Source organism: Trabulsiella odontotermitis (assembly GCF_001188485.1).
GTDB classification, from domain to species: domain Bacteria; phylum Pseudomonadota; class Gammaproteobacteria; order Enterobacterales; family Enterobacteriaceae; genus Trabulsiella; species Trabulsiella odontotermitis_A.
On sequence record NZ_JNGH01000101.1, the window covers coordinates 23,394 to 36,009 of the forward strand.

The window sequence follows — 12,616 nt, forward strand, 5'->3', positions numbered from 1 at the left end:
TCACACGAATTTTATATATAAATATGAGTACACAGTTAAAAACGCTTGTTTTTTTGATGGCCTTCTCCTTACCTCAATCCTCATATGCAGCAACATTCTGCGGTAATCGAACCAATATTATGTATGATGGCTCAGCCACTTTTACCGGTACTCTTGATGGTAACAGTTGCCTTGAGATTGGGGCATGGAACTACGGCAGTGAAGGTGGATATGCAAGGATCGCAACTGGTGTAAATATGCAGAGTGGCAGCCTGGTAAGTGTTCTTGGATTTATGGAGAACTCTGTTGTTAATTCAGGCGCTGAGGTTTATGTTACTCGGGTGGCAAAAATTGCCGACAGCGGGTTCGACAGTACAGTTCCGGCAATTGCTTCAAATATCACTGTTTATAGCGGTGGACTGGTCAGGGTTTATGATGGTGGAACGCTTAAGAACTCTATATTAGATGGAGGCACTGCCTATATATCTAATAGTGGAACCACCGGTGTAACAGGCAGTGCAATTAGTAATGTCGTAAGTAATAATGGACAACTATATATTTATAATGGTGGCACTGGTAGCAATACTGTAATTAATAACGATGGTCTTGAACATGTCCAGCAATCTGGTACGTCCAGCGGCACACAAATTAATGGCGGTATTCAGTATGTCAGTACGTCAGGAATATCGAATGATGCGCAGGTAAACCAGGACGGATTGCAGTACGTTTATGATGGGGGGACCGCTAATAATAGTACCATTAATAATGGTGGTGTTCAGTATTTGTTTATTAGCGGGAGTGATTCGTCGGCAGTCGCTGGAGTGGCGAATAACACTGTTCTTAATGGTACCGGAGTGCAAATAGTACAACAGGGTGGCAAGGCTTCCCTTGTGACGCTGAATGATAATGCTACGCAAACAGTTTATGCCGATTCTTCAACAGATAATGTAATACTGAACGACAGTGCAGTGCAGGTCCTTTACGATCAAGCTGTCGCATTGAATGTGACTCTTAACAACAATTCAAAATCCTGGCTTGCCAGTGGTGCGACCATAGAAGGTGTAACACAGATAAATGACAACGGGCAATTACAGCTTTCATCTTCTGCTGACGGAGGGAGTACGGGACGTGACATAGTGCTCAATGGTCCTGGTGCGACACTGCTGGCTCTGGCGGGTAGTAGTGACAGCGATTTCGCGACAGTCGGGACACTGGAAGGCGATGGCAATGTAAAATTCTCGACTGTTTCAGACTCTGGTTCAGTGTCATATTCCCGGTTGAATGTTGATACTCTATCTGGAGGGTTACATTTTTATTTTAATACTTCACTGGAGGATGGCAGGGGAAATTATCTGCATATAGTTCATGGTTCCGGGAACCACTATGTCACAGCTATGGACTCCGGTGCAGAGATAACAGCGCCAGGGCAGCGAAGTCTTGATATTATCACTGATGCCAGTGGAGATTCACGTTTCAGTCTTTCCTCTCTTACAGGTACAAATATCAACGCTGTGGATGCAGGTACCTATATGTACTCTTTGTATAACCGGGACGACAGCGAAGGAAAAATTTGGTATCTGGCGGCAGAAAAGGAAAATGAGACTCCCCCTGCAGTGCCTCCTTCAAAACCGAATGATGAAACACCTGCAGTACCGGAACCGAACCCACCCGGACCATCGGTGAATCAACCGCGAACCACTCCAGGGACTGATGCTGTACTTTCTATGGCCGTAGCGCCTCTGTTAATGTTCAAAAACGAGTTTGAAAATCTTCGCTTCAGACAGGGGATATCTGAGAAAACAGGCAGGGATAGCGGTGTCTGGGTGCGATTTACAGGTGGTGAGTCTGAAATTGACAGTAGACATACTGATTTCAGGCTTGAGCAGTCCGGTCTTGAATTAGGGATTGATCATATAGTCACATCCGGGAATTCAAAAACACGTTTTGGCCTTTTTTCCGGTTATGACAGAGGTAATGTAAAACATGCGCGTGGAGGTGTTAGTACCATTGACAGCCTTAGTATCGGTGTGCAGGCAACCTGGTTCCATCACGATGGCTGGTATGTGGATGGTGTGCTGAAATATAACAGTTTTGATAATTCTCTCAGTGCGATCTCTACCAATGGTTCCGGCATTAGCGGAGATTACGATCAGGATGCCTGGGGGACAATGGTTGAGTTAGGGAAGAGTATTCGTTTTGCAAACGATGCCTGGGCAGAGCCATACATGAAGTTTTCTGCAATTAGAGTTGAAGCGCAGGATGTAAAACTTAACAACGGAATGAAAGGAAATATCGACGCTCAGAACTCTGTTGCCAGTGAACTTGGTGTCAATGTAGGACGAACCTTTATGATGAACAAAAATGCAACCATATCGCCATATTTTAAAGCTGCGTGGGAGCATGAATATATAGATAATAACAGCACACTCATTAATAATCGCAATGCCTTTACAAGTGATCTCTCCGGTGATATGGGTAAGATTGGTTTGGGTGTCAATACCTCGTTCAATAAAGAATTGACAGTATTCGCTGAAATTGATTATGCGAAAGGAAATCGTCAGGAAAATCCTGCCCAGGCTAATTTGGGAGTTCGTTACAGCTTTTGAACATTGATATATAAGAGAAAGAGAACGTGATACATCTTCTGTTTCAGAGGCGGCTACAACTTCAATACTGTGGCAGAACCTGATACGGGTTGATTTTTTTACGGAAAAATGCCTGATAGCTGTTATCAGGCATTTAATATTTTAGACCAAATATAAACAACCATGAATTTAAATTGTCACTGATTATTTCGCTGCTTTCCTCACCTGAGCCAAATTGAAGAGGTAAGGAAGAAAACTGTATCGCTGAGGGCGCTATTTATGCATGTAATCAGAGCACTCGTTAATAACCATAAATCTCGGCCTGTAGAATAGAGTATCAAGCTTTTCTCATACACAGAGTTAAGCGTCATTTCAGCACTGTCTGGTAGATCCTGAAATTCCTGAGAAGATAGCGTCCACCATATTTGGTGGACGCTATCCATGAAATCATTAACTGCAGTACGTAAAAATGTCCTACTTATCCGTAACCGTCTCATTTAAACAGTCTGGTTTGTTTCCTCGTAAGCGTAAACCCAGTGCCGTATGTAGCCATTGAGCCAGTGCTGGTAACTTAGACGTCCACCTGTACAGACGGACATCTAAGTATGGAATCCCAATCCTGTCGAAAAAAACCCCGTAAAAATTATCCCAATGACTTCAGGCTACATATTATCGTCAAACTTGCTTCCCGCCCCGGAGCCTGCGTTGCTCAGATTGCCCGTGAAAATGGCATCAATGATAACGTCATTACGTATTCCGATGATTCCGGTCAGCGATTCCGGTGATTTCGATCGCGCTTCTCGCGCTGGTTATTTCTTACTGTCACTAACGGTGCGAAAGTGGGTCTTCCGCAACCTGGGTGGTGATTTTCATGCCAGAGGACTCATCACCCTTCGCCTTAGTAGTTCGAACCCGGCCCGACCATACATCTGGCGTTTCAGCATCTTCAGCCGGTTTACATGCCCCTCGACAACACCATTACTCCAGCGGCTGCTGATGGCTTCACATATAGCCGCAGCATCGGCCTCCATCCCNNCTGCTTAGCTGTGATTTATTTTTGGTTTTCAGGATACGGTAGAACTCAAGTGCCAGTTGCTGTGCTATTTTCAGCTCCGGTTCTTTTTCACACATCAGACTAATAAATCGGGAAGCATAATTTTCTTCCCCCCTGATTATTCTCCAGGGCATCAACCAGCGGCTTACTCGGGACGCTGAAGGAAGTCTGGCGGCGGCAGTAACCGGCGGGATCCAGCCTTTACGCCATCTGGCAACGGCATCCCTGACGATGGTTTCACTGCCTGTAAACCCCCTGGCTACCATTTCCCGCCATATCCGGCTGGCATTATAATTACCACTTTCTTGTTGCTCTTCTAACCACTCCCTCCATGGATCCAGAAGCCCTCGCTTTGGAGGCCGGGTCGACATTTCAGGGAATGTTCCTGACTGTACCCAGCGGCTGACTGTCACACGCGATAAGCCGGTGATTCGGGATATTTCCCTGAACCCACATCCCCTGTTATGCAGGGCCATAACCTCCGTCCAGCGCTGATGCCGTTTTTTGCGGGTCTGCTGTTTAAGTCGTTCCGGACGACAGAGCAATGGCACAGACACAGATGGTTCTGGCTCAGGAGCTTTCTTTGGTGACAACTCACTGGCAACAAGGTGTATCAGAGGTATATGCCTGTACATCATTCGTTCGAGTGCATCGCCAATATTTTTTAGCAGGTGCCATCGATCGGCCACCTGTCTGGCCTGGTTCGTTCGAGTGCATCGCCAATATTTTTTAGCAGGTGCCATCGATCGGCCACCTGTCTGGCCTGGGGCACGCCTTCCCGGGCAGCCATGGAGTAGATGCCACCGTGATCACGCGATACCACCTGTATTTCCGGGTATTTCCTGAACCAGACAGACAGTGCGCGTTGATCGCGTCCAGGCAGAAGAACCAGGGGGCGGTGAGTATCAAGATTGACTATCAACGTGCCGTAACGATGACCACGATGCCAGGCCCACTCATCGATCCCTATATGCTTGCTACCGGGTGGCATTGTTTCAGGAGCCCTTACCACCCGCCGAAGCAGGGTATCAGCGCTGGTCTGGAGTCCCCCCGCTGTTGCAGCCCTTTGTCCCGCTTCTCCACCGGCAATCAGACCAAGTTGATACTGTAATTTTTGTAATGACTGCGAAGCCTGCTGTCGTGCTACAGCAAAGGGAGCAAGGGATTCGGCAAAGATTTTGCGCGAACAGGATGGGTTTCGGCAGTACCAGTGTCGAATGGCAAATACCAGCCAGAGCGTCTGTCCTGCACATGGCAGATGTTGCAACCGGCGCCGACGTCTGCTGTGTACAAAACTGCTGCGCTTCATGCATTCAGGACAATTAGCAGTTTTACGGGTCGCCTGCAAATGGATTGTCAATCCATCAGGGCCAGTGTTTTGGCGGATCGATTGCCACCCGCAAGGCAGTTGCAAAAGCGTCTTAAGTGAAGGCATAACGTTATCCATAACTTAAAACAGCTTAGATCCTTGTAATCTAGAAAGTTTCATTGATTTTCTTCCACCTAACTTGCGGAAGACCCACTTTCGTACCGTTAGTGACACTGAATATCTCCTAGATGGTTCAAATCCTGTAAATGCTCCATCCCCACAAACTGGTTGGCTATTAATAGTCTAATAAATTGAACAAGATTATTGAGATTATCAAGCATAGTGGGTATCTTTTATGGCGTTTTTATCGTAGGATTTCTACCCTGAGCATATTTTAACCTTGAGTTAAAGAATAAAATGAAACAAGATACAGTCATTCAAAAAATTTGGAGCTTATGTAACATACTGAGAGGTGACGGCATCACCTACTATCAGTATGTGTCTGAACTCAGTTATCTACTGTTTCTAAAGATTGCTCAGGAAAATGGTTCAGAAAAACTGATACCTAAAGGCTATCGATGGGCTGATCTAGAGTCCCATGAAGAGGAAGGATTACTAGGGTTCTATCAAGAAATGTTAACCCATTTGGGAGCAAACGTTGAAAATGAAGTGATCAGGGCGATTTACGCATTCCCTACAACAGTTTTCTCCCATTCTGAAAATTTAAAAGCTGTTATCGACAGTATTTCAAAAATAGAGTGGCATCAAGTAGGAAAGGATGGGTTTGGTGATCTCTATAGCGGTTTAATTGATAAAAGCGCTCAAGATACTCGTTCGGGTGCTGGACAATACTTTACACCACGATCTTTAGTAAACACTATTGTCAGATTAACACAGCCAAATCTTGGTGAATTAATTCAGGATCCTGCGGCGGGAAGTGGGGGATTCTTAGTTTCTGCGGATAGCTATATTCGAAGTAAATATACTCGAGAAAAATACAAAACCAACCCTCCGAAATACCAAGGGGTAGAGATAGAGAAAAATACTCGTCGAATTTGCTTGATGAATACTTTTTTGCATAATTTAGATGCAAAAATTATTTATGGTGATGCACTTACTGATGACGTGGCGGAGTTAGATGATGCCGACGTAATTTTAGCCAATCCCCCCTTTGGCAATAAAGCCGGGGGACAGCGTCCTTTGCGAAGGGATATACCATTCCCAAATACAAATAAACAGCTTGCTTTTTTACAGCACATTTATTTGGGGCTTAAAGCTGGTGGTCGGGCTGCAGTAGTATTACCAGATAATGTACTTTTTGAATCTGGCTCCGGTACTGATGTACGCCGCGATTTAATGAATAGATGCAATCTACATACTATCTTGCGCCTGCCAACCGGCATTTTTTACGCTCAAGGAGTGAAAACTAACGTCCTATTCTTTACCAAAGGCTCCGCCAAAAACAAATATCAGCAAGAAAACTGCACAGAGAACGTTTGGGTATATGATTTGCGCACCGATATGCCTAATTTTGGCAAACGCACACCCTTCGGAAATTCAGACATTGGTTTTGCAGCTGAAGACTTCGGCATGGATCCGCATCTGGGGGCTTTCGAGAAAGTGTTTGGAGAAAACCCCAATGGAACCAGCAAGCGCACCGAAGAAGAATACAGCTTTGGTGCAAAAAATATTGAAGTAAATAAAGATATAATAGAGAAAACCCAAGGCATTGATAGACAACTCGCACATTCTCGTTGGCGCTGCTTTAGCCGGGAATGGATCGCAAAGCTTAAAGAAGACTCACTGGATATATCTTGGTTAAAAGACAAAAATAGTTTAGATGCTGCCCATTTTCCGGAACCAGAAATACTTATACGGGAAGCAAAAGAGGAGCTAGAAGCGGCATTGAGTACGCTAGAAGATTTGCTGTCTGCTCTGGAAGGTGGAAATTAATGAGCAGTGTTAATATGCCAAAGGAATGGTGTCTTACAAAATTAGGAAACATAGTTGAACTAAAATACGGCAAGTCTTTACCTGCATCACAAAGAGATGATGGTAAATTTCCGGTATATGGTTCAAATGGTATCGTTGGAGGACATTCCAAACCATTAGTAAAAGCAGAAGGGATAATAGTGGGTCGAAAAGGCTCGCATGGGAAAGTACAACTATCAGAGACCCCATTTTATCCAATCGATACAACTTATTATGTAGATGAGTTATTTAACCAACCATTAAAATACTGGTTCTATCAGCTTAAGAATTTACCACTAACAGAATTGAATAGATCTACAGCTATACCAGGTTTAAACAGAGAAGATGCATATAATCTAACTATTGCGCTTCCACCTTTAGCTGAACAGATTATCATCGCCGATAAACTCGATGCCCTGCTTGGACAGGTCGAAACTACCAAAATCCATCTCGGACGCACCCACAGCATCCTACAAACTTTTCACCAATCTGTACTCACCGCCGCAGTGAGTGGAAAATTGACGGAAAATTGGCGACGAGAAAATGATATTTCCATAGAAGACTGGTTATCTACCAATATTGGTTCTTTAGCTGAAGTTGCAACAGGAAAAACCCCGAAAAGGACTAAACCTGAATACTGGGTAGAGGGTACTGTTCCGTGGTTAACTAGTGCAGCAACTAGCTCAACATTTATAAATGAAGCTGAGCAGTATGTTACAGAGTTAGCCGTAAAAGAATGTAGCTTAAAAAAGTTCCCTATCGGAACTCTTCTATTGGCAATGTATGGTGAAGGTAAAACCAGGGGACAAGTAACTGAAATTCAATTAGAAGCAACCTGCAATCAAGCATGTGCTGCCATTCTTGTTGACGAAACAAAAATAAGCAAAGAGTTTCTTAAAATTTGCTTACTGGAAAGCTATGAAGAAACAAGAAAGGCTGCTGCTGGCGGGGCGCAACCAAACTTGAACTTAAAGAAAGTAAGAGCAATACAGATAAAGTTACCTAGCAGGGCAGAACAAAGCTTAATCATCCGTCGTGTTAAAGACCTTCTCGAATTTACCAACGGAATCGAGAAAATAATTGAAGATGTTATAGAGCGTATCAACAACCTTACACAATTCATTTTAGAAAAAGCCTTTAGTGGTGAGTTTACTACTGAGTGGCGTACTGCTAACTCTGAATTAATTAACGGAGCTAACAGTGCGGAAGCCTTACTTAATAAAATAAAGGATGAACGTGAGGCGATTAACAAAGAACCAACACCAACACGATCCGAAGTAAAGAAAAAAACAGGTAACCGTATGAGTAATCAGGTCATCAAAGTGGTGGAAGCTTTAAAACAGGCAGGAGAACCACTTAGCGGTCAGGAATTATTAGCGGCGGCTGGTTATCCTAGTGACAGCTGCACCGCTCAATTGGAGCAATTCTTTCTGGATATTCGTAAAGCTCTAACTATAGAAAAATCTATTGTAAGGCTTGAACGTGATGATGATGGTCAAGATTGGTTCGCCTTGGCAGAAACCACCACCAATAAATAAAGCCAAGAACTAGGGAGAATCCATGAAAGTCGATAAACTGCATATCCGCTCACGCTTTAAAAATCTTGAAAACGTGACAGTAGACTTTGACGAAGACCACCTTATGACCGTTGTTGTAGGCCGTAATGGTTCTGGTAAATCTAACGTCCTCGAAGCGTTGGTAGCTATTTTTCGCAATCTCGATCTTGGTGAGGTTCCACCTTTTTCTTACAAACTCGTTTATCGTCTGGGTGAACGCAATAAACCGGATCTACCTAGTGAACGATGGTTGGAAATAACAATTGATGCAGACCCATTTCGTGGTACTTTAGCGAAACAATACGATGTACAGGTAAAAGACTTGTTAATCGACGATTCTGAACATCTGTCAATTGGACAGTCATCAGCCATATCTGTTCCATTTTCAAAAGTTAAACGAGATAAAGAAGGTAAGGCACCTTACCTACCCAACTATGTTTTTGCCTACTATTCAGGACCAAGTGATCGACTGGAAAATTACTTCAAGAAACACCGAGCCGATTTTTATCGTCATTTGTTAAACGACAAACCTGATAAAAAACTTGATCTCAAGGGGGATATACGTCCGCTTTTTTATGCCAAACCATTCCATAGTCAATTTGTACTCTTGGCATTTTTTCTGTCAGATAAAAATAGCCCTCAACGAAAATTCATAAAAGAACATTTAGGTATTGAAGATTTAGACAGCGTTCATTTTGTAATGCGCCAACCAGGCTGGGCAAAACAAAAAGGCGAGCTATTCTGGGGCGCTCGTGGCGTAGTCCGTCGTTTCTTGGATGAGCTAATAAAACATACGTTGGCACCTATAAAAGTGACTCGTCAGGAAGATACTTCATTAACTGGAAGTAATGTCCGAAACGAATTCTTCCATCTTTTTTTACCCAATATCGAGGTTCTGCACGCATTTGCCAAAGGGTTAAGTGACGACGAACTTTTCAAAATGCTCGAAAGCACTCTGCTATCAGAAATTATCTCTGAAGTCAGCATAAGAGTGAAAGTATCTAGCAGCAAAGAACCTCTTACTTTCCGGGAACTCAGTGAAGGTGAACAGCAACTGCTAACAGTATTGGGTCTACTAAAATTCACAGGCGGTAAAGATTCTTTATTTTTGCTCGACGAACCCGATACCCATCTTAATCCATCATGGGCCGTAAAATACCTTCAATTCTTGCGTGAATTTGTTCCTAATCAAGAGACTAGTCACTTACTGATGGTAACACATCACCCTCTCGCTATTGCGGAGCTGAAGAAAGAGCAAGTGCAAGTTATGAAACGAGACCATGAAAATCAAATATCAGCAAAAATGCCCGATGAAAGTCCTCGAGGGATGGGGATCAATTTAATTTTGCGTAGCGATATGTTTGGTTTGCAAACAACTCTCGACGATAACACTAATCAGAAACTTATAAACAGAAACGCACTCGCTGCAAAAGAGATATTATCTAAAGAGAAGATGGTTCGCGAGCCAGGATATAAACCTGAAGACGATGAGCAATACCTAGCCAGGCTTAATACTGAGCTTGAACACTTAGGGTTTAACATCGCAACAGATGACCCAGATTACCTTGAATTCCTTCGTAACAAGTATCATACCAAACATGAGGAAAACCAATAATGCGTTGGATTTGCAAGGATGAAATTGAAGAGTGCTTGACTCAAGCATGGAGAGAGATGGCTGACAATGCAAAAGCTGAGTTAATCGCCGCTCCAGACGAAGCGACAAGGAAAGTAATATTAAAAAGGGTTGCATCCTCAAATGTTTGGCGTGAATTTTATAATTTGCTACCTGACTCTTTAAAGCGTAAATGTTGGTATTGTGAAGCAGAGGAGATCCGGTCAGATATGCCAGTTGATCACTTCAGACCAAAAAACAAGGTTGAAGATGATAGGCTACATGACGGCTACTGGTGGTTAGCATTCGATTGGCAAAATTATCGATGCGCTTGCACATTCTGCAATAGCCGTAGAGTTTTTGATGAGACAGAAGGTGGCAAAGCATGTCGTTTTCCGCTTGAAAACCCAGATGAGCGAGCCTTTACACCAGAAGATCAAGCAAAACTTAGCAATGAGCGCCCGTATTTCCTTGATCCTTTCAACCCAGATGATGAAAAGCTGCTTTGGTTTGATAATGATGGGCTACCAATCGCCAAGCCATTAGCAACACCCGAGCAGCAAACAAAGGTCGGAAATTCTATTGAAATATTTCATCTTCATGAGAGCAGAATTGTCAGAGCCAGGAACAAGGTACGCTTAGAGGTGGAGAAACAAATTAGGAAAATAAAGGATAACGATGATGCACAAACAGCTAAAGCCAAGCTGCGACGCATGGTCAAAGACACTGAAAAGTTATCTCGGGCTGCAGTTGTTTACTTAAGAGCACATAGGGAGTTGCCTGAGGTGAAAGACATATTGAACTTGGTTTAGATACACTATGTAACCACAGCTTTAATCTATTGAACAAGTATTCACCTAAAATGCTCTGCTGGTAAATTATAAGGTAACTCGCTTCATACTTTCGTTTTCCGTGTACTTAGGTGTGTATATACGTGAAGATAAGAAAAATTAAAAGACAATAAAATCAATAGCATTCAACATCATTCAATATTCAGATTCACGAAACGGTGCAATGGTTCGTCAATTACATTGACGGGCTTGTAGATTCTCCAGTAGGTAGTCGTTAGCTGTGAGTCCCCGGTTCTTTTTGGACCGGGGACACTGTTCTTTTATTTTTTTAGTCTGATGACCTTTAGCTTGCTGATTGAATTGTGATTGTGATCGAGCGATGCTGTGGAGAGGCTGATGAGCCATCAAAGGTCAGCATTTTTATCTCTATATGATCATGGATATTTATAGCCGTAAAATTATCGCCGCAGAGATATTCAGCAGTGAAACCGGGGAACATGCAGCAGAACTGCTACAACGTGCGGTGTGGAATGAAAAATGTTCATCCCATAACAATGCTGATGTTATTGCGATCATGCTCGCAAAAGCGGTGAAATTCAATTGTGACTCGTCACGTTGATGAGAGTGAAATCAACGCTTTATGTCTGTAATTCTGAAAGGTAAACTGGGCCCATCCACAGGAGTTGTAAATCACACATCGCTAAAAAACTGATACGCAAAGCCGCGAGTGCAAACGCAGGAAGACATATGACTAGTCGTCCCCAGATGATAATCAACGTGTTACAAGCGAATCCCGATCAGCAATTTACTGCCCGCCAACTGGCGCAGAAAATCATTGATCACTACAGCGCCGAACTGGCTGAAAAACGTAAAAATCCACGTTTTACCAGCGATGAGGCTTTTTTAAGCCAAATTACCGCTGAAGTTGGTGGAAGTCGGACTGTTAAAGCGAAAGCTATGTGTCCGCAGGTGATGACGCGTGATAAACCAAGACCACGATTGTTTTATTGGGGAGATTCTGTGATTGAACAGGCGCTTGCTAATGTAGCCCCTGAACCAACCGTTGATACGGTCAGCTTTACCGAGCATTCGTTGTATCCGATCCTGATTGATTACCTCTCGCAGGAAGAAGGATTATTGTGCCGTCGTATTGACGAAAAGTGCTCAAGTAATAACAAGGGGCTGGGAGGAAACCACTGGCTATATCCCGATATTGTTGCACTGGAGCCTCTGGATAAAGAATGGGACGATGTGGTTCAAAACTGTGTTCGCCATAGTGAAGGTCGTTTAACGTGGCAGTGGTCCTTTGAGGTGAAGAAGCAGCTCAATCGCAGCAATGTGCGTGAATGTTTCTTCCTGGTGGTCAGCAATTCCAGTTGGGCGCATTTCGGTTATCTGGTGGCGACTGAAATTAACGAAGATAAACAGCGTAGCGTGGAGCGTGAACTTCAGATGCTCTGTGTGTTGCATGGTATTGGTGTACTCCTCCTGGATCCGCATGATTTCTCTAATAGCCAGACGTTAATCCCAGCGCGTAAACGTACCAGCGTGGACTGGCAGTCAGTGAACCGTCTGGTGGAAGAAAATCGGGATTTTAAAGATTTTATTGAATTGGTAGGTGAATACCATCAGACCGGGAAAATCCATAAAACACTATAGAATAAATAGTAACTGGATGGACTTTTATATCAGGTCTGAGCTAATACAGTTAAACATATAAGAATGACAAGCCCTTTAAAGGACTTGCCATTCTGTTCAA

At 43.5% G+C, this 12,616-nt stretch carries 7 protein-coding genes and 1 pseudogene; 7 read left to right on the forward strand and 1 reads right to left on the reverse strand.

The annotated features are described in order from the left end of the window. Nucleotides 1-23 precede the first annotated feature (23 nt). On the forward strand, nt 24-2,585 hold the full coding sequence (locus tag GM30_RS14990; RefSeq protein WP_049849260.1) for an autotransporter outer membrane beta-barrel domain-containing protein: 2,562 nt from the start codon (nt 24-26) through the stop codon (nt 2,583-2,585). Between the two features lie 848 nt (nt 2,586-3,433). Here GM30_RS14990 and GM30_RS24595 read toward each other — a convergent pair. After that, a pseudogene (locus GM30_RS24595) lies at nt 3,434-5,065 on the reverse strand (ISL3 family transposase). A 279-nt stretch (nt 5,066-5,344) separates the two neighbouring features. On the opposite strand from GM30_RS24595, the gene GM30_RS15005 reads away from it, so the two are divergent. The 6 genes from GM30_RS15005 (at nt 5,345) to GM30_RS15030 (ending at nt 12,516) form a co-directional block, all read left to right on the forward strand. Next, a complete protein-coding gene (locus GM30_RS15005) occupies nt 5,345-6,880 on the forward strand; it encodes a class I SAM-dependent DNA methyltransferase (RefSeq protein ID WP_049849263.1) in 1,536 nt (511 codons plus the stop codon). Beyond that, nucleotides 6,880-8,436, forward strand: a complete 1,557-nt coding sequence (locus tag GM30_RS24600; protein WP_072094128.1) for a restriction endonuclease subunit S — start codon at nt 6,880-6,882, stop codon at nt 8,434-8,436. The genes GM30_RS15005 and GM30_RS24600 overlap by 1 nt, the downstream gene beginning before the upstream one ends. Nucleotides 8,437-8,458: 22 nt before the next feature. Further along, a complete protein-coding gene (locus tag GM30_RS15015) occupies nt 8,459-10,069 on the forward strand; it encodes an AAA family ATPase (RefSeq protein ID WP_049849264.1) in 1,611 nt (536 codons plus the stop codon). A gap of 56 nt (nt 10,070-10,125) precedes the next feature. Further along, nucleotides 10,126-10,878 (forward strand): HNH endonuclease family protein, encoded by a 753-nt coding sequence (locus GM30_RS15020; protein WP_238582655.1) that lies wholly within the window; start codon nt 10,126-10,128, stop codon nt 10,876-10,878. Between the two features lie 409 nt (nt 10,879-11,287). Then, nucleotides 11,288-11,476 (forward strand): hypothetical protein, encoded by a 189-nt coding sequence (locus GM30_RS15025; RefSeq protein ID WP_049849266.1) that lies wholly within the window; start codon nt 11,288-11,290, stop codon nt 11,474-11,476. 128 nt (nt 11,477-11,604) lie between these two features. Continuing rightward, entirely contained in the window at nt 11,605-12,516 is a 912-nt protein-coding gene (locus tag GM30_RS15030; RefSeq protein ID WP_049849267.1) for a COG2958 family protein, read from the forward strand. Nucleotides 12,517-12,616: the final 100 nt, after the last annotated feature.

Bases quoted from the DNA above. Each gene is read 5' to 3' on its own strand.
- GM30_RS14990 (WP_049849260.1), top strand. From the start codon at position 24: ATGAGTACACAGTTAAAAACGCTTGTTTTTTTGATGGCCTTCTCCTTA.
- GM30_RS15005 (WP_049849263.1), top strand. From the start codon at position 5,345: ATGAAACAAGATACAGTCATTCAAAAAATTTGGAGCTTATGTAACATA.
- GM30_RS24600 (WP_072094128.1), top strand. From the start codon at position 6,880: ATGAGCAGTGTTAATATGCCAAAGGAATGGTGTCTTACAAAATTAGGA.
- GM30_RS15015 (WP_049849264.1), top strand. From the start codon at position 8,459: ATGAAAGTCGATAAACTGCATATCCGCTCACGCTTTAAAAATCTTGAA.
- GM30_RS15020 (WP_238582655.1), top strand. From the start codon at position 10,126: ATGGCTGACAATGCAAAAGCTGAGTTAATCGCCGCTCCAGACGAAGCG.
- GM30_RS15025 (WP_049849266.1), top strand. From the start codon at position 11,288: ATGATCATGGATATTTATAGCCGTAAAATTATCGCCGCAGAGATATTC.
- GM30_RS15030 (WP_049849267.1), top strand. From the start codon at position 11,605: ATGACTAGTCGTCCCCAGATGATAATCAACGTGTTACAAGCGAATCCC.